Annotated in this window: 15 protein-coding genes and 1 tRNA gene; 9 read left to right on the top strand and 7 right to left on the bottom strand. The window is 75.0% G+C overall.

Translation table 11 applies throughout. The features are described from left to right. The first annotated feature begins 140 nt into the window (after positions 1-140). The 4 genes from ABD361_RS09460 to ABD361_RS09445 all read left to right on the top strand — a co-directional run bounded on the left by ABD361_RS09460 (position 141) and on the right by ABD361_RS09445 (position 3,139). The gene (locus tag ABD361_RS09460; protein WP_344434424.1) at positions 141-1,850 is read left to right on the top strand and encodes a sigma-70 family RNA polymerase sigma factor; all 1,710 of its coding nucleotides are present in this window, start codon (positions 141-143) and stop codon (positions 1,848-1,850) included. Positions 1,851-1,936: 86 nt separating this feature from the next. Next, positions 1,937-2,425, top strand: coding sequence for a hypothetical protein (locus ABD361_RS09455; RefSeq protein WP_344434423.1), 489 nt, complete (start codon positions 1,937-1,939; stop codon positions 2,423-2,425). After that, the gene (locus ABD361_RS09450; RefSeq protein WP_344434422.1) at positions 2,422-2,739 is read left to right on the top strand and encodes a transcriptional regulator; all 318 of its coding nucleotides are present in this window, start codon (positions 2,422-2,424) and stop codon (positions 2,737-2,739) included. The genes ABD361_RS09455 and ABD361_RS09450 overlap by 4 nt, the downstream gene beginning before the upstream one ends. 139 nt (positions 2,740-2,878) lie before the next feature. Continuing rightward, positions 2,879-3,139, top strand: a complete 261-nt coding sequence (locus ABD361_RS09445) for a Prokaryotic metallothionein (RefSeq protein ID WP_344434421.1) — start codon at positions 2,879-2,881, stop codon at positions 3,137-3,139. Between the two features lie 16 nt (positions 3,140-3,155). On the opposite strand, the gene crcB is transcribed toward ABD361_RS09445, so the two are convergent. The 5 genes from crcB to ABD361_RS09420 all read right to left on the bottom strand — a co-directional run bounded on the left by crcB (position 3,156) and on the right by ABD361_RS09420 (position 6,444). Further along, on the bottom strand, positions 3,156-3,515 hold the full coding sequence (gene crcB / locus ABD361_RS09440) for a fluoride efflux transporter CrcB (RefSeq protein WP_344434420.1): 360 nt from the start codon (positions 3,513-3,515) through the stop codon (positions 3,156-3,158). Beyond that, a complete protein-coding gene (locus ABD361_RS09435; protein ID WP_344434419.1) occupies positions 3,512-3,877 on the bottom strand; it encodes a DUF190 domain-containing protein in 366 nt (121 codons plus the stop codon). The genes crcB and ABD361_RS09435 overlap by 4 nt, the downstream gene beginning before the upstream one ends. Beyond that, a complete protein-coding gene (locus tag ABD361_RS09430) occupies positions 3,874-4,350 on the bottom strand; it encodes a fluoride efflux transporter FluC (protein WP_344434418.1) in 477 nt (158 codons plus the stop codon). The genes ABD361_RS09435 and ABD361_RS09430 overlap by 4 nt, the downstream gene beginning before the upstream one ends. A 9-nt stretch (positions 4,351-4,359) precedes the next feature. Continuing rightward, positions 4,360-5,625, bottom strand: a complete 1,266-nt coding sequence (locus tag ABD361_RS09425; protein WP_344434417.1) for a styrene monooxygenase/indole monooxygenase family protein — start codon at positions 5,623-5,625, stop codon at positions 4,360-4,362. A gap of 147 nt (positions 5,626-5,772) precedes the next feature. Then, the gene (locus ABD361_RS09420) at positions 5,773-6,444 is read right to left on the bottom strand and encodes a 4'-phosphopantetheinyl transferase family protein (RefSeq protein WP_344434416.1); all 672 of its coding nucleotides are present in this window, start codon (positions 6,442-6,444) and stop codon (positions 5,773-5,775) included. Between the two features lie 226 nt (positions 6,445-6,670). Between ABD361_RS09420 and ABD361_RS09415 the strand changes: the two genes are divergently transcribed. Then, the gene (locus ABD361_RS09415; RefSeq protein ID WP_344434415.1) at positions 6,671-6,910 is read left to right on the top strand and encodes a chaplin; all 240 of its coding nucleotides are present in this window, start codon (positions 6,671-6,673) and stop codon (positions 6,908-6,910) included. A 237-nt stretch (positions 6,911-7,147) separates the two neighbouring features. Next, positions 7,148-9,223: a hypothetical protein gene (locus ABD361_RS09410; protein ID WP_344434414.1), complete on the top strand. Its 2,076-nt coding sequence runs from the start codon at positions 7,148-7,150 to the stop codon at positions 9,221-9,223. Between the two features lie 111 nt (positions 9,224-9,334). On the opposite strand, the gene ABD361_RS09405 is transcribed toward ABD361_RS09410, so the two are convergent. After that, positions 9,335-11,080, bottom strand: coding sequence for a hypothetical protein (locus tag ABD361_RS09405; RefSeq protein ID WP_344434413.1), 1,746 nt, complete (start codon positions 11,078-11,080; stop codon positions 9,335-9,337). A gap of 158 nt (positions 11,081-11,238) precedes the next feature. Here ABD361_RS09405 and ABD361_RS09400 point away from each other — a divergent pair, with 158 nt between their 5' ends. Next, positions 11,239-13,311 carry a nuclease-related domain-containing DEAD/DEAH box helicase gene (locus ABD361_RS09400; protein WP_344434412.1) on the top strand — a complete coding sequence of 691 codons (2,073 nt, stop codon included), beginning with the start codon at positions 11,239-11,241 and terminating at the stop codon, positions 13,309-13,311. A gap of 66 nt (positions 13,312-13,377) precedes the next feature. Here ABD361_RS09400 and ABD361_RS09395 read toward each other — a convergent pair. Beyond that, a tRNA-Arg gene (locus tag ABD361_RS09395) sits at positions 13,378-13,450 on the bottom strand. 305 nt (positions 13,451-13,755) lie between these two features. On the opposite strand from ABD361_RS09395, the gene ABD361_RS09390 reads away from it, so the two are divergent. Both ABD361_RS09390 and ABD361_RS09385 read left to right on the top strand, forming a co-directional pair. Then, positions 13,756-15,396, top strand: a complete 1,641-nt coding sequence (locus tag ABD361_RS09390; RefSeq protein ID WP_344434605.1) for a dynamin family protein — start codon at positions 13,756-13,758, stop codon at positions 15,394-15,396. Between the two features lie 101 nt (positions 15,397-15,497). After that, positions 15,498-17,474: a GTPase gene (locus tag ABD361_RS09385; protein ID WP_425583189.1), complete on the top strand. Its 1,977-nt coding sequence runs from the start codon at positions 15,498-15,500 to the stop codon at positions 17,472-17,474. The last annotated feature ends 25 nt before the right edge of the window (positions 17,475-17,499 follow it).

Here is a 17,499-nt window from a genome sequence, read left to right as displayed (position 1 = left end):
GAGGCCACTCACACTTCACACAATGGTCCCGGAAACCTCCGTAAATTCGCCCCCGGCTTTTTGTTATCGGCCGGTCCGCCGCGGGTCTCCCAGGTGTCGGAACGGACGCCAACGTGGCGGTACGACAGAGAGGTGCGGGCGTGGAGAGTGTGAACGTGGCCGTGGTCGAGGCGGCCCGGGCCGGGGACACGGCGGCACAGGACGAGCTCGTCGCCACCCACCTGCCGCTGGTCTACAACATCGTCGGGCGGGCCCTGAACGGCCACGCGGACGTCGACGACGTCGTCCAGGAGACCATGCTGCGCGTGATCAACGGCCTGGACGGACTGCGCGACGCCGCCAGCTTCCGCTCCTGGGTCGTGGCCATAGCCATGAACCAGATACGCAGCCACTGCCGGGAGCCGCACCCCGAGGCACCCGTCAGTGGCCTGCACGACGTGGTGGGCGAAGTCGCCGACCCCAAGGCCGACTTCGTCGACCTGACCATCGTCCGGCTGGGGCTGCAGGGGCAGCGCAGGGAGGCCGCCGAGGCCACGCGCTGGCTGGACGAGGGCGAACAGGACGTGCTGTCGCTGTGGTGGCTGGAGGCGGCGGGCGAGCTCACCCGCGCCGAGGTCGCCGCCGCACTGGAGCTGACCCCGCAGCACGCGGCCGTACGCATCCAGCGCACCAAGGCCCAGCTCGACATCGCGCGGGGCGTGGTCCAGGCCCTCGCGGCGCAACCGCGCTGCGCCCAGCTGTCGGAGGTCGTCGCGCATTGGGACGGCATCCCCTCCGCCCTGTGGCGCAAGCGCATCGCCCGGCACGTGCGCGGCTGCGGCCGCTGCACCGGCGCCCTGTCGGCGCTCGTGCCCGCCGAGGGACTGCTGGCCGGCCTCGGCCTGGTGCCGGTGGGCGGCGCGCTGCTCGGCTGGTGGGGCAGGGGCACGACGGTGCACGCGGCTTCGGCGGGGTCGATGGGCTCCGCGGGCTCGGTGGGTCACACCACCGCCTTCCCTGCCTCGTCCGGATCCGGGGCGGCCGCGGCCTCGGCCCCGGCCCGGGCCCGTGGGCACCGGGCGGCCGGCCGCCGGGGCGGCGGCGGGCACCGCGCGGGCGGTGGGCGCGGCGGGCGGCGCGTCGCCGTCGGGGCGGGCGTGCTGGCGCTCCTTGCGGGCGGGGTGCTGGGCGGCACCTACTTCTTCCAGGACTCCCCGGACGGCGCCGACCGCACCCAGGCCGTCGACGCCCCGGGCAGCCTCAAGCAGCTGAGCGCGCAGGAGCCGTCGCCGCTGCGTTCGGGCCCCTCGCAGTCCGCGTCGCCGAGCGCTTCGGCCTCCGCGTCCGCCTCGGCCTCCGCCTCGCCGAGCGGTTCGGCCTCGCCGTCCGCGTCGAAGCCGGCGAGCGAGTCCCCGGCCGGCAAGTCCGACTCGGAGCCGGCGCCCACCCGCAAGCCCGCGACCCGGGCGCCTGCGCCCAACCCGGGCGGCGGCTCGGCGGCCCAGCAGGTCGTGGCGCTGGTCAACGCCGAGCGCGCCAAGGTCGGGTGCTCGCCGGTGACGTCCAACAGCCTCCTGGACGCCGCTGCCCAGGGCCACTCCGACGACATGGCGGCCCGCAACTTCTTCAACCACACCAACCCGGACGGCAAGGGCCCGGGTGACCGCATCACGGCGGCCGGCTACCAGTGGAGCACCTACGGCGAGAACATCGCGTACGGGCAGGCGGACGCGGCGGCGGTCATGGACTCGTGGATGCACAGCGACGGCCACCGCAAGAACATCCTCAACTGCTCCTTCAAGGAGATCGGCATCGGCATCAACCGCGCCCCGGGCGGTCCGCGCTGGACCCAGGTCTTCGGGGCGCGCTGAGTCCTTCACCCATCCGGGCGGCGAGGTTTTCCACAACGGAAACTCTCCAGTTGCCATGACGGAAAGTGCGTGGTTCACTTTCCGTCATGGCAACTGATGCTGGTGCGTACCCGCACTCGTCCCGCCCCGACCCGTCCGCCGTGCCCGCCAGGCCCACGCGCGAAAGTGCCGCCGAAGCCCTGGCGCTGGCCGAGCGCACCCGCGCGGCGGTGGGCTCCATCGAGCCCGACCGGCGCTACGGCGTGGCGCTCTCCTTGGGCCTGGCCGGGGTCTACTTCTCCCACCTCCTGCCCGAGCCGCTGGACCTCGTCGGTCTCGCCGCGATGTACGTGGGCATGCTCACCACCCTCGTCCTCCAGGTCCGCTCCAGCGGTGTGCGGCACCGGCTGCACCCGGCCATGAAGCGCTCCATGGCCGTCGCCGCCGCCATCGGCCTGCTGACCTACCTCGCCGCGTTGGCCCTGGAACACTGGACGGGCACACCGTGGATATGGGTGCCCGCGGGCCTGCTCGCCGGAGGGGGCGTCCACGTCCTCGACCGGAACGCGCGCACGAAGGGCATACCCGCACAGTGACCGCTGCCGACGACGGCTTCAACGAGACGATCCACGCGCCCAACCGGCTGCGGATCTGCGCCGTGCTCGACGCCGTCGAGGAGATCGAGTTCTCGACCGTCCGCGAGGCGCTGGGCGTGAGCCCGTCCGTGCTGAGCAAGCACGTCACCGTCCTCACCGACGCCGGGTACGTCGAGCAGCGGCGCGCCGTCCGTGACACGCGGCAGCGGGTGTGGCTGAAGTTCACCAAGGCCGGCCGCGCCGCCTACCACGCCCACCTGGCCGCGCTGCGCGCCATCGTCAATGCGGACCTGGGCCAGCCGGACGACGGCTGAGCCGGGCGGTCCGCGCACCTTCGAGTGAAGGCCGCACCCGCCCCGGCCACCTCCCCCGCGCTGCCGGGAACCATCACGCCGGGGCACCGCCCCCGCTGACCGAAGGGGGGTCGTTCGAGACGTCGAGACGGAGCAGTCCATGGCAAGCTGCGACACCTGCGGCAACGACTACTGGTTGGCCTTCGAGATCAAGACCGTCACCGGGCAGACGTACACCTTCGACAGCTTCGAGTGTGCGATCACCCGGCTGGCCCCTTCGTGCGAGCACTGCAACGCCCGCATCATCGGCCACGGGGTCGAGGTCTCCGGCCGCTTCTTCTGCTGCGCCCACTGCGCCCGCGAGGGCGACTCCGGCCTCGGGGCCGAGATCCGCGACACCGTCGGCGCCCACCCGGGCTGACGCGCCGCCGGCCCCCTCACCCCAGGCCCCGGCCCACGGCCACCCCCGCGTACGCGGCGCCCACGCCGCACACCACGCTCGCCGCGACGTTGAGCACGGCGTACGCGCGGGCACCGTCCTGGGCCAGGCGCAGGGTCTCGTAGGAGAACGTCGAGTACGTCGTCAGGGCACCGCACAGGCCGGTGCCCAGCAGCAGGCGCCACCGCTCGTCGGGCAGCGCGCCCGTCAGCACGCCCAGGACCAGGCAGCCCACCACGTTCACCGTGAACGTGCCCCAGGGGAAGACCGAATCGTGGCGCGACTGCACGAAGCGGTCCGTCAGATAGCGCAGCGGAGCGCCGGCCATGGCGCCGGCGACGACGAGGAGCCAGTTCACCCGGGCTGCCCCTCGGTGCTCCCACCGGTCACGGCCTCGCCGTAGTGGAGGACCTCGACCTCCTCCAGGGTGATCAGGCCGGCCACGGACAGCTCCGCCAGCACGGGCAGGAACGCCCGGACCCGTTCCGCGGTGTCCACCACGGTCACCGCCACCGGCAGGTCCTCGCTCAGCGACAGCAGACGGGAGGTGTGGATGCGGGAGGAGGCGCCGAAGCCCTCGATGCCACGGAAGGCGCTCGCACCGGCCAGCCCTGCCGCATGGGCACGGTGGACGATCTCGGAGTACAGCGGCCGGTGGCCGTGGGTGTCGGACTCACCGACCACCACGGTCAGACGCAGTGCAGGGCCCTGCAGGATCACGACCGCCCCCGGTGCAGGTACGCGCGCGTCACCGCTGCGGCCGCCCACACCGCCGCGAGCGCGATGAGCAGCGTCGCCGCCAGGTAGGCGAGGGCGCTGCCGGTGCGGCCGCCGGAGGCCAGCTGCCGGATGTCCACCGCGTAGGTGGAGAAGGTGGTGAAGCCGCCCAGCACGCCCGTGCCCAGGAAGGGCCGGGTCAGCCGGTGCGGCGCAGCGCGCTCGGTCAGGCTCACCAGCAGCACGCCGATCAGGGCGCAGCCCACCGCGTTGATCAGCAGTGTGGTCCAGGGGAAGGCGCCCGGCGCGGTCGGCCACAGCAGCCCCGCGCCGTAGCGGGCCGCGGCGCCCAGGCCGCCGCCCGCCGAGACGGCGCACACCACCGCGCCCTGGCCGGCGGGGCGGTCGCGGCGTGCGGCGACGCCGCCGCTCGTACCGGCCGCCGTGCGGGGCGGCGCCGCTCCCGTCGTACTCATGCGGCCAGGCTAGCCCAGGGGTTGCGGGGTGCCGCCGCCCGCCACCGCCGCCAGGCAGGCCTCCGCCCGGTCGGCGTCCATCAGCCACTCCTGGAAGTCCGCCGGGTCGGCGAAGCCGTTGACGTAGCGGTGGGCGAGTGCGGGGTGCATGGCCGCGGCCGTGATGATCTGCTGCACGTGGGGAGGCAGCGGGGCGTCGAGGAGCATGTTGGTGAAGGCGCTGGCGTGCCGTGCGTGCTCCCACCAGGCCGCGAACGTCTCGTGCATCCACGCGCGGTCGAAGGGCCGCTCGCCGCGCTCCAGGACCGACTGCAGGTAGCGGTCCGCGCAGCGCGCCGCGTTGTTGGAGCCCTGGCCCGACAGCGGGTCGTTGAGGACGACCGCGTCCGCCATGCCCAGCACATGGCTGCCCGGCGCCACCTCCGCGACCGGGTGCCGCACCACGGGCGTCAGGCTGCCGGCGAGCAGGGCCCCGGCGTCCGTGGGCTCGGCCCCGGCGCACAACTCGTACTCCCACGGCGCGTACGAGCGCAGCAGGTGCAAGGAGCGCTCCAGCGCCTCGCCCGGCCCCGAAACGTTCCCCCAGCAGTCGAAGGGCCCGCCCGGGTTGCCCTCCCACAGCAGGATCCGGCAGGGCCCGGACCCGGTCAGCGCCGGCAGGACGAAGAACTCGCCCGCGCCCGGGAAGGCGTACATGCGCAGGAACGACGGCGGCAGCCCCGCGTCGGGCCGCACGCCGTGCAGGTACAGGCAGGCCAGGACGCGCTGGGGGTGCGCGTAGGGACTGTGCCGCTCGTCCCGGCCGAACACCTCGGCGAGCGGGCCGTGGCCCGTCGCCAGCACCGTCAGCTCGTGGGCGGCGGCGAGGGCGGCCAGGTCCTCCCCGGCCACCTGCCGGTACTCCACCCGGCCGCCGCGCTCGGCGAACAGCTCCAGCCAGCGCGCCGTCTTCACCCGCTGGTCCACGGACTGGGCGGGGCTCTCCAGCCGGGCGGTGACCGAGCGGCCGGGGCAGCGGGTGCCGGGCGGGTCGGTGGGATTGAGCTGGATGCCCTCGATGGGCGGGGCCTGCCCGTCCCACAGGTTCAGGCCGAGCCGCCGCTCCAGGGCGAGCGCCGGTCCGTACATCAGCTGGGTGGAGAGCACCCGTCCACCGCGGATCTGTTCGGGCGTCCGGGCGGCGACCACGGTCACCTCGTACCCGCCGGCCGCCTGCAGCCCCAGCGCCAGCTGGAGCCCCGCCTGGCCCGCGCCGACGATCGCGATCCTGCGCATGGTTGCCTCCGAAAGCAGGTCCTTCCTTGGCCCGCCCCCGATGTAACCGCCCCCGGCGCGCGCTGTACAGAAGGCACGCGGACGCCCCGTTCGCCCGGCGTGTCCGGGGGACCGGGCAGCGCCCCGAAGGGGCGCACCTGACAGGTCCTAGGCCGCCGGCACCGCGATCGCCGTCAGCACCAGCCCGTCGCGCACCAGCCACCGTCCCTCGAAGCCGGCCAGCCGGCCGCCCGTCGCCGCCCGCAGCGGCTCCGGCTTGAGCACCCGGGCCGTGAACGTGCCGGCGTCGGCGTCCACCTCGATGACGGCGTCCTGGAAGTCCAGCCACTGCCGGGTGAGCGGGAACCACGCCTTGTAGACGCTCTCCTTGGCGCTGAAGACCAGCCGGTCCCAGTGCACGGAGGGCCGCTGCGCCTCCAGCCGGGCCAGCCACCCGTGCTCCTCCGGGCGCGTCACCAGGCCCCGTACACCGCCCTGCGGCAGCGGCAGGTTGGGCTCGGCGTCCACGCCTATCGTCAGGACGTCACCGGACAGCGCCACGGCCGCGCCCCGGTAGCCCGCGCAGTGCGTCATGCTGCCGATGACCCCCTGCGGCCACTGCGGCGCACCGCGCTGCCCGGGAATGATCGCCGCCGGTGCCACGCCGAGGCGGCCCAGGGCGGTGCGGGCGCAGGCCCGCACCGTGGAGAACTCCCGGCGCCGCTTGTCCACGGCGCGGGCGATCAGGGCCTCCTCCTCGGGGAAGAGGGCAGGGCTCTCGGCAGGGTCCTCGAACGCCTCGGCCGTCTGGATGGGTGAGGGCAGCAGCGTGCCAATCATGTGCGCCGGTCATTCCTTTGGTCGAAGCGGCCGGAGTGCATGTACGAAAGGCACCCTGCCAGGTGGGAAGCCAATGGGAAACCCACTCATTCTGTTGATCGGCCCACATCGGGATCACCCGGACGCTTCATGGACGAAACCTTTGTTGTCATCGCACGTTGATCCGGGCTCCCGGCCCTCACGGGCCGGGTGCCCGTCCCGTACGACCAAGCAAAGGTGTCTCCCCATGTCACGAATCGCCAGGGCAGCAGTTGTCACCGCCGCCGTCGGCGCCACGCTCGCCGGTGTCTCCGGCGGAGCTGTCGCCGACTCCGGAGCGAAGGGTGCCGCCGTCGGCTCCCCGGGTGTCATCTCGGGCAACGTCATCCAGGTCCCGATCCACATCCCGATCAACATCTGCGGCAACTCGATCGACATCGTCGGCCTGCTGAACGCGGCGTCGGGCAACGTCTGCATCGCCGGCTGACGCACGCCCGGCGACGCCGGTCCTGCGGTCGCGGGGCGCTCCCCGGCCCGCGACCGCACACCGAGTGCGCATGGCGTCCCCGGTCCTCGGACCGGTGGGCGCCATGCGCCCTCGCCCTTCCCGGGGAGAACGCGCGGGCGTCAAGAGATGCGGGCGTCAAGAGGTGATGCTCTGTCAGGCGCACGTGACCGCACGTAGGATCGCTTCCCTGAACCGATGGCGGGGCGGGCGGGGAGCATGGGCGGGGACGGCGGCAACACCATCCGGGGCGGCATTTACCACGACACGGTGATCCAGGCCCACACCGTGATGTACGGGCATTCCGAGCGGCGCCCGCCGCGGCTGCTGGCTCCCCCGCCCGACGTCTACGTCGACCGCACCGCGGTCTTCGCCGAGCTGGGGCGCGCCCTCGACGAACGCGAACGCGGCGAGGCGACCGCGCCCCTGGTCGTCGTCCTGACGGGCCTGCCCGGGATGGGCAAGACGGCCACCGCGCTGCGCTGGCTGCACCGGCTCGGCCCCGCCTTCCCCGGCGGCCACCTCCAGGACGACCTCGCCCCCACGGGCCCGCTCGGCCCCCGCGACCCCCTCGCCGTCCTCGAGCGCTTCGTGACCGAGCTGTCCGGTCCGCAGGGCGACCGCCCGGCCGACCTCGCGGGCCTCGCCGCCCGCTACCGCTCGCTGACCGCGGACGCCCCCGCCCTCGTCCTCCTCGACAACGCCGTCAACCCCGGTCAGGTGCGCCCGCTGCTGCCGGGCCATCCCGCGAGCGTGGTCGTCGTCACCAGCCGCTTCGCCCTCACCGGCCTGCGCGCCAGCCACCCGCGCACGCTCACCGTCCGCCTGGACGCCCTGGACGACGCCTCCGGCGCCGAGCTCCTGCACGCCGTGGCGGGCGGCGGCGCCCTGGACCGGCCCGCGCTCACCGGCGTCCTGGACGCCTGCGCGGGGCTGCCGCTGGCCGTACGGATCGCGGGCGCCCGGGTGGGTGAACTGCTGGAGAACGGGGAGGATCTCCACGCACTCGCCCGTGAACTCGACGACCGCCGTACGCGGCTGGAGGCACTCGCCGTGCCCGACGACCTCTCCGTGGCCCAGGTCTTCGACGCCGTGTACGCCGCCCTGCCGCCGGGCCCCGCACGGCTCTACCGCACCCTGGGCCTGCACCCCACGCCGGAGTTCTCCCGCGACCTCGTGCGCCGCCTCGCCGCCGCGGACGACGACGTGCGCACCCTCCAGCGCGAACGGCTGCTGGAGCCCGGCGAGGAGGGGCGGCTGCGGATGCACGGCCTGGTGCACGACCACGCCCGCGCGCAGACCCTGGGCCCGGACGGCGCCGTGGACGCGTACGCCGACTGGTACTTGCGGCGGGCCGCCGCCGTCGAGTGGCGGACCTCCGAGCGCTGGCGATACGGCCCGCTGTTCGCCCGGCCGGACGAGCTCGCCGGCGTCTTCGGCAGTGCACAGGAGGCGCTGGACGCCTTCGAGGCCGACCGCGCCAACGTCGTGGCCGTCGTCGAACTGGCCTATGAGACGGGGCGGTACGCGCAGGTGTGGCAGCTGTGCGAGGCCCTGCGCGGCTTCTTCTTCCGGCGCAAGTACCACACGGACTGGACGGCGGTGTGCGCCCGGGGGCTCGCCGCCGCCCGTCACGGCGACGACCGCCTGGCAGTGGCCCGCATGCACCTGGAGCTGGCCTTCGCCCACGCCGACCGCGACGCCGACGGGGACACGGCGATCGCCCGCGAGCACTACGGGCACGCCCTGCGCGAGGCGACGGCCACCGGTCACGCCCGGACCGTCTCCTCGGCCCTGGAGGGCCTGGGCCTGCTCGATCTGCGCGCAGGCGATCCGGCAGCCGCCGCCGGCCGCTTCGAGCGGGCAGTGGCGGCGCTGGAGGGCGTGGACCACCCGCGCGGCAGGGCGCTGCTGACCTTCCACCTCGGCCGGGCCCGCAGCGCCGAGCACCGGCACGAGGAGGCGGCCCGCCTGCTGCTGCGCTCCCGGACCCTCTTCGCGGCGCTGCCCGACCGGTTCAACGAGGCCAAGGCCCTGTGGCAGTACGCCCGTGCCCGGCTGCACGCCGACCGCGCGGACGAGGCCCGCACACCGCTGGACGAGGCCGCCGAGCTGATCGCCTCGTGCGGCGCGCCCAAGGAGGAGGCCGACATCCTGCTGCTGCGCGGCGACGTGCTGGCCCAGGAGGGCGAACGCGAGGCCGCCGAGACCGACTGGCAGCGGGCGGCGCACCTGTACGGGACGCTGGGCAGCCCCCTGGCCGCGGCTGCGCAGGAGCGGCTCGGCGCCGACTAGACGGGCAGCGCCCCGATGGGGTGCGGGGAACTGCGCGACAAGCCACGACGCGCCCGCAGACGAAGTGCCGTGCTCCGCCCGGCCCCCGCGCCTCTACCGGGCGCTGCACGTCTACTGCTGCCGTACGGTCAGGCGCGCGGGCGGGATGCCGTCGGCGACGTCCACCACAAGGGTGGCCGCCGAAAGGTTTGAGGTGTTGGCGGCGACAAACAGGGCCGAGGCTGCCACTGCCGCCGTGTACACCGGACTGTGCGGTGCCTCCCACGCCGCCGTCGTCCGCTGCCCACTGCGCGCGTAGGTCGTGCAGCCGGCCTCCCCTTCCGCGAAGGCGACCAGGGAGCAGCCCGGGTACTGCTGCAGGAGCCGGGCCGCTGCCGCGCGGTGGGTCTCGCCGGGCGCCGGCGGCCGGGCGAGCAGGACGTCGGCGCTGTGCGCCCACCGGGCGTCCGGCTCGCCCTCGGTGGCGACCACATGCGGATCGGTGAGGTGCCCGGCCCGGGCGCCCTGCACAGCGGCCGGGTACCGGCGCAGCGAGAGCGCCCCGCCGCCGGCCGCCGGGGCGCGGTGGTCGACAAGTACTGGTGGTGTGCCCGGGCTGCGCCGCTCGGTGGGCAGGGGCAGCGGCAGGGACACCGGGCGCGGGACGGCCGGGTCGGCGGGCTCGTCGAGTCCGAGCCGGGCGTAGTACAGGCGGCGCAGCAGCGCCGCCGCACGCATCGGGCGGGAGGTGACCAGGTCGCCGATCCGGGCGAGCCGTTCGTCACCGGCGCGGGCGGTGACCGCGCGGCGCAGCTGCCGTTCGAGCGGTTCGTGCGCGTCCACCCGCGGCAGTGCCGCTCCCAGGAGCTCCATGGGCGAGCCGGCGGCGACCACGTCGTGGCCGAAGGCGCCGAGCAGCCCGGGTATGCCAAGTGCCGCCGCGTACAGGGTCAGCGAGCCGTGGTCGCCGATGAAGGCGTCCGCGGCCGGCAGGGCGGCCTTCCAGACGTCGCTCTCCGGCGCGGGCAGCAGCAGCCCGGCCCGCAGGCAGGGTGCCAGCCAGGTGCGCACCTGCCAGCCGCCGTGGCCGTACCAGACGTTGGGATGGACGGCGGCCAGCACGCGGTACTCGTCGTGCGGCAGTTCGGCCAGCGCGCGGCGTACGAGGCCGAAGTCGGCGCCGAGGAGGGAGTGCCGGCCCCAGGTGGAGGTCAGGACGAGCAGCTTCTGCCCGGGCAGCAGCCCGAGGGCGGCGCGGTACTCCTCGCGGAAGGGCAGGCCGGCGCGCAGGGTGTCCATGCAGGGATCGCCGGCGACGACGGAGGCGGGCACGGCCTGCGGGCAGCCGCGGCGCAGGCGTTCACGTTGTTCGTCGTGGGACAGGACGACGGCGGAGGGGATCAGCTCGCCGTCGTGGGTGAGCCACTCGGCATCCAGGCCGAAGGCTTCCGGTGTCCGGTGTCCGGTGTCCGGTGTCCGGTGTCCGGTGTCCGGTGTCCGGGGCAAGTATTTATTGTAACCGGCGCCGTGGGGCGCACCGATCAACGGGGCGTCTATCGCCTGCAGTTCGCCGCCCCGGCTGCTGCTCACCGCCAGGTCGAACTTCTGCCGCTTCGCCTCCTCCCAGGGAACGTACGGCAGTTGCCGGGCCGCGACGAACTCCCGTATGCCCGCGTCGAACGCCGACGACCCGGTGCAGGTGAAGAGCACCTGCACCCGGCTGTCCCCCTCGAAGGGGGCCAGGAGGTCCAGCAGCCGCGTGGCGGAGGTGACGTTGTGGATGACCGCCAGCACCGTCCGCTCGGGCGGGGCGGTGGCCCACCGGGTGGCGTCGTCCCGCAGCAGGACGTGCGACGGCGACGCCTGTGCGTCCGGCATGGCTGGCCCTCCCGTGTCGTGCTGTTCCGTCCCCCGGCTCCGTGCCCGTCCGGGCGACGATACCTGCTGCCCTGACGGCGACTTCGGGGAGCAGTAGGATCATCACTTTGCGTATATATGCAAGTTCTGGGGGAGGATGCAGGCAAGGGGGGCGGGCGATGGTGGCTGGGGGATCGGCATCGGTCAGGGCCCAGGAGGCCCGGCGGCACGAGCGCGAGCTGCGCGAGCAGCTGCTCGCGGCGCAGCGCGAGGCGCGGCGGTGGGAGGCGGCCAGCGAGGGCGAGCGCAAGGTCGCGGCCCAGCTGCTGATGCTCACCGGCCGCGGCTGGCGGCTGCTGGTGGACCGGCGCTGGCCGGGGACGCGGTCGGCCAACGTGGACATGCTGCTGGTGGGCCCGGGTGGCGTCTTCGTCATCGACGTCAAGAACTGGCAGGCGCCGCCCGGTGCCGCCGAGGGGCACCTGACCGCCGGCCGGCAGCGGCGCGACGGCGAGATCGGCAAGCTGCTGGCCGTCACGCGGCTGGCCGAGGCGGCCGTGGCGGCGCTGGGCATGTCGCCGGTGGCCGTCCAGCCGGTCATGGTCTTCGCCGGCCGCTCCTTCACCGGCGAGCTGGGCCGGGTGCGGCTGCTGGGCGAGCGGGAGGTGGGCCCGGCCCTGCTGGCCGAGCGCGCGCGGCTGACGCCGCCGGGCGTACGAGCGGTTGCCGATCACTTGGCGCAGGTCTTTCCGGCGTACGAGAGCTCGGCGCTGCCGGAGGAGCACCCCGGCGCGCACGGGGTGGCGCCGGGCGCCCCCGCCGAGGCCCTGTTCGACCTCGACGGCCTGTGCGAGGCGGCCGTGGAGGCGGCCCGCAGCGGCCCGATCGAGCAGTGGATGACCTTCCTGCACCCCGCCCAGCTCGCCCTGGTGCGGCGCAACTGGTCCGGCCCGGCCCGGGTGAGCGGCCCCGCCGGCACCGGCAAGACCGTCGTCGCCCTGCACCGCGCCGCGCACCTGGCCCAGCGCACGACGGGCCGGATCCTGTATGTGACCTTCGCGAGCAACCTGCCGCGCGTGCAGCGCACGTTCCTGCGCACGATGTCGCCGGCCGTCGCCGACCGGGTGGAGTTCCGCAGCCTGCACGCGTGGGCCCAGCGCTTCCTCGACGAGCGTGGCATCCCGCACAACCTGCACGGCGGCAAGGCCGAGGACGCCTTCAGCCGTGCCTGGCTGCACCTGGGCCGGCACAGCGTCCTGGCCTCCCTCGACCCCTCGCCCGGCTACTGGCACGAGGAGATCGACCGCGTCATAAAGGGCCGCGGCATCACCCGCTTCGAGGAGTACGCGACCTTGCGCCGGCACCGCCGCCGCACCAACCTGCGCCGCCCGCACCGCGAGGCGGTCTGGGCGCTGTACGAGGAGTACGAGCGGGTGCGCATCCGGCGCGGCGTGCACGACTTCAACGACATCCTCGCGCTCGCCCTGGCCGAGGCCCGCGCCCGCCCGGGCCGTTCCCCGTACGCCGCCGTCATCGCCGACGAGGTGCAGGACCTGACCCTGGTGGGCGTGCGCCTGCTGCACGCCCTGGTCGGCGACGCACCCAACGGCCTGCTCCTGGTCGGCGACGGCCAGCAGGCCGTCTATCCCGGCGGCTTCCGCCTGTCGGACGCCGGCATCGACGTGCGCGGCGACCGCGGCCAGATCCTGCGCACCAACTACCGCAACGCCAGGGAGATCCTCGGCGCCGCGCTGGCCGTCGTCGCCGACGACGCCTTCGACGACATCGACGGCACCCGTACGGCGGGTCTGCGCGAGGTGGATCTCGCCTACCACGGGGGCCAGGTCCTGCGATCCGTCTGCCGCACCCCGGCCGAGCACGACCGGGCCCTGCTGGCCGCCCTGCGCGAGCGGGGCGAGCCCACCTGGCCGGACTCGGCCGTGCTGTGCCGCTCCCGCCGGGAGACCGCCCACTACCAGCACCTGCTGGAGCGCGCGGGCATCCCCCAGTGCTCCTTGGACCGCTACGACGGTCGCCCGGTCGCCGCCGTGAAGGTCGGCAGCTACCGCCGCGCCAAGGGACTCGAGTTCGCACACGTCTACCTGCCCGACCACGCCCCGCCCCTGGGCCCCGGCCCGGCGGACGAGGACATCGCCGGCGAGCGCGCCGAGCTGGAGCGTGCCCAGCTCTTCGTTGCCATGACCCGGGCCCGCGACACCCTCTGGCTGGGCGCGGTGCGCCGCACCCTCTGACCGCGCCGCCCCTCGGGCGACGAAAAACGCCCCTCCCGGGGGGAGGGGCGTACGGTGTGGAGCGAGCGCCCCCGGCAGGACTCGAACCTGCGGCCAAGCGCTTAGAAGGCGCCTGCTCTATCCACTGAGCTACGGGGGCCGGTGTGTGCGGCGGTCGCGGACGGCTGAAGCCCCGGGCTCGGTGGTGCCGTGACCTTGCCGGGGACAAGGATAGGGCTCCGCGTACCTCGTCCCGGTTGCTTCACCTCCGTAGCACGATGTGGAGGTTCGGTGAAGCGGTCCTGATAATCGCAGGCAGGTGCGATTTTCGCATCGTTTTTGACGTCCCGGGAAGCGGGTGTTGTCTACTCGTTATGCCTGGGCCCCGTGCGCCACGCTGTGCGCCCGAAGGCCAATATGTTTCAAAATCACCCCAGAGTTGGGCATTCTGCACGTGTGGCGACCTTGGACGTACGGCCCCGACTGCTCGACGCGCTGTCCGCACTGCGTGACCGCGTGGACGCCGCACGCTTCCCGCTCTCCCTTCCCGGCGCCGCCCGGGCCCGCCGGAACCGGGCCGAATTGCTGGCGCAGCTCGACGACTACCTGATCCCCCGCCTGTGCGCGCCGGAGGCGCCGCTGCTGGCCGTGGTGGGCGGGTCCACCGGGGCCGGCAAGTCCACGCTGGTGAACTCGCTGGTGGGGCGGCGGGTCACCGAGGCGGGGGTGCTGCGCCCCACCACGCGTACCCCGGTCCTGGTCTGCCATCCCGACGACCATCACTGGTTCGCCGGCCCCCGGGTGCTGCCCCGGCTGCGCCGGGTGTGGGTGCCGGCCCAGGACGGCGCCGCCGGCGCCTGTGCCGCCGAGGGCGTCGACGAGGAGGAGGCGACGGCGGCCCTCCCGGAGCCCGAGGAGGACGAGGACACCCCGCTCGCCCTGCGCATCGAGACCGACCGCTCCCTGCCGCGGGGCCTCGCCCTGCTGGACGCCCCCGACATCGACTCCCTGGTCGCCCGCAACCGCGACCTGGCCGCCGCCCTGATCTGCGCCGCCGACATCTGGGTGCTGGTCACCACCGCCACCCGCTACGCCGACGCGGTCCCCTGGCACCTGCTGCGCACGGCCAAGGAGTACGACGTCACGCTCGTGACCGTGCTGGACCGGGTGCCGCACCAGGTGGCCGTCGAGGTCTCCCGGCAGTACGACGCGCTGCTGGAGAACGCCGGCCTCGGCGACGTGCCGCGCTTCACCATCCCGGAGTTGCCCGAATCCGCCGACGGCAGCGGACTGCTGCCCTCCACCGCGGTCGCCGGGCTGCGCGCCTGGCTCGCCCAGCGCGCCGAGGACCCCGCCGCCAGGGCCGTCGCCAGCGCCCGTACCGCGCGCGGCGTGCTGTCCTCGCTGGGCTCCCGGCTCCCCGGGCTCGCCGGAGCCTTCGCCGTGCAGCACGCCGCCGCCGTACGAACCCTGCAGCGCGTGGAGGACGCCTACGGGCGGGCGATCGAGCGGGTGCGCGGCGAGATCGAGGCCGGCGAGGCACTGGCCGGGGACGCCCTGGCGCACTGGCGCGGCTACCCCGACGACAGCACCCCCGACGAACTGCTCACCGCCCTGACCGGCTCCGTCGTCGCGCTGCTGATCTGCGCCGCGGACGCCGCCGACGAGGAGATCGCCGCGTTCTGCGAGAGCGACCCGGCCGCCGTGGACGCCCTCGGCCCCCGCGACCCGGACGGGATGCGCGCCCGGGTGGGCGTGGCCGTGCGCCGGTGGCGGCGGTGCCTGGAGGAGATCGCGGAGGAGGAGGTCCGGGCCGCCGAGCGCGACAAGGGTGCCGAGAGCGAGCGCACCGCCGCGCTGCTGGCCGCGGCGCTGCTGGGCGGCCGGCGGGCCGCCGGCGCGGGCGCGACGCTGGCGTCGGCCTACGGCGCCCAGCGCGCGCTGCGACTGCGCGACCGCGGCGGGCAGTTGCTGGCCGACTGCCTGGAGCAGGTCCTCGACGCCGAGCGCGACCGCCGTACGGGGCCGCTCGAAGCACTGGAGATGACCCCGGACCACCAGGTGGAGCTCATCGCGGCGCTGTCCCTGTTGCAGAAGGAGAGGTGACGGCCGTGTCCACAAGGGACGATGGCCGGGCCGTGGACCCCGTGGACCCCGTGGACGACATCGGGACCGGGACCGGGAACGACACCGACGCCGGCGCCTCCATGGAACCGGGGGCGCACGAAGGCGACGCGGAGCGCATGGTCTGCGCCGAGCGCCTCGGCCCCGCGGCGCGCCCCGACCGCTACTGGAACGACGGCCTCATCGCCCGCCGCTCCCGCCCGGAGCCCCCACCGCGCCGGGCCGCCCACGCCGGGCTCCTGCCGGAGTCCGCGCCCCCGGCCGTGCCCCGCATCGCCCCCTCGCCCTCGCCGGTCGGGCTCGCGCTGCGGCCGCGCCTGGACGCCCTGCGCGAACTGGTCGGGCTCTCCCGCGCCCGCCTGGACCGGCGCACGCTCGCCGAGGCGGGGCGCGTGCTGGAGGAGGCCGCCGCCCGGCACCGCCACGCGCTGGACCTGACCGTCGTGGCCATCGCGGGGGCGACGGGCAGCGGGAAGTCCACGCTGTTCAACAGCCTCGCCCGGACCCAGCTCTCGGAGGCCGGCGTCCGCCGCCCCACCACTGCCATGCCCGTCGCGTGCGCGTGGAGCGACCGGGCGGACGGCCTGCTGGAGCGCCTGGGCATCCCCGCCCGCGCCCGCCGCCAGCCGGTGCGGCCGTACGACCCGGCACTCGCCGGGCTGGTGCTGCTCGACCTGCCCGACCACGACTCGGCGGCGCCCGGCCACCGCGAGCAGGTGGACCGGCTGCTCGGCCTGGTGGACGCGGTGATCTGGGTGGTGGACCCGGAGAAGTACGCGGACGCCGTGCTGCACGAGCGCTACCTGCGGCCGCTGGCGGGCTACGCGGAGGTGACGTTCGTCGTGCTCAACCAGGTGGACCGGCTCTCCGCGGACGCCGCGGACCAAGTGCTGGACGACCTGCGGCGGCTGCTGGACGAGGACGGCATCGCCCTCGGCGAGCACGGCGAGCCCGGGGCCGCGGTGCTGGCCCTGTCGGCGCTGACCGGGGCGGGCGTGGGGGAACTGCGCGACGCCCTGGGCGCCTTCGTGGCCCGCCGGAACGCGGCGGAGCTGCGGCTGACGGCCGACGTCGACGGCGTCTCGGCCCGGCTGCGGCCCGCCTACGTCACCGACGTGCGGCCGGGGCTGACCGAGCGGGCGCGGCAGGAGTTCGAGGACCGGCTGGCGGAGGCGGTCGGTGCCCAGGCGGCCGGGCTCGCCGCGGAACGGGCGTGGCGCCGGGACGCCGAGCGGGCCTGCGGTACGGCGTGGACGCGACTGCGCTATTGCTACGAGTGGTGCAAGAGGTTCGCCGGATTCGCGCCGCGCACGGCGCGGGGCGGCGACGGCGACGGTGACGCGTGCGCCGTAGGTGACGCCAGGGGCCCGAGCGGCATCGGTACGGGCCCGGCGCCCCGCCGTACGGCCTCCCGGCCGCTGGTCGAGCAGGCCGTACGGGCCCTCGCGTACGAGGCGTCCGCCGGGCTGCCGGACCCCTGGGCGCAGGCGGTGCGCGAGGCGGCCGCCCGGGGCGCGGAAGGACTGGCCGAGGCCCTGGACGAGGTGGCCGCCACGGCGTCGGCGGCCGAGGTGCCGGGCGCGCGGCGGCCCGTCAGCGCGGGCGGCGCCGAGCCGCCGACGGGCGTGGGGCGCGCCGACGGCGGCCGCACGGGCGTGTGGCCGACGAGCGGCGGCGGCCGGCGAGGCGGCGCCCGCTCCCAGACGGTACGGCCCCGCTGGTGGGCGGCGGTCGCGGCCGGCCAGGGCATGCTGTCACTGGTGCAACTGCTGGGACTGGCCTGGATGGTGGGGGACGTGACCGGGGACTTCGCGGGCGGCCCCTGGTGGGCGCCGGCGGCCCTCATGGCCGGCGGCGGCCTGGCCGGCCCGGTGCTGGCCTGGTGCGGCCGGCTCGCGGCCCGCGGGCCGGCGCGCGGGTACGGGCTGGAGACCGAGCACCGGCTGCGCAGCGCCGCCGCGTGCTGCGGCCGGGCCCGCGTCCTGGAGCCGGTGGCGGCGGAGCTGCTGCGGTACCGGGAGGTACGGGCCCAGTACGTGATCGCCGCGGGCGAGGCCTGACCTCGTCTCACCTCAAGGGGTGACG

Origin of the sequence: Streptomyces luteosporeus (genome assembly GCF_039532865.1) — a bacterium.
In the GTDB taxonomy this organism is placed as follows: Bacteria; Actinomycetota; Actinomycetes; order Streptomycetales; family Streptomycetaceae; genus Streptomyces; species Streptomyces luteosporeus.
The sequence above is the reverse complement of the archived record's forward strand: the minus strand, read 5'-3'. Positions and strand labels throughout refer to the sequence as shown.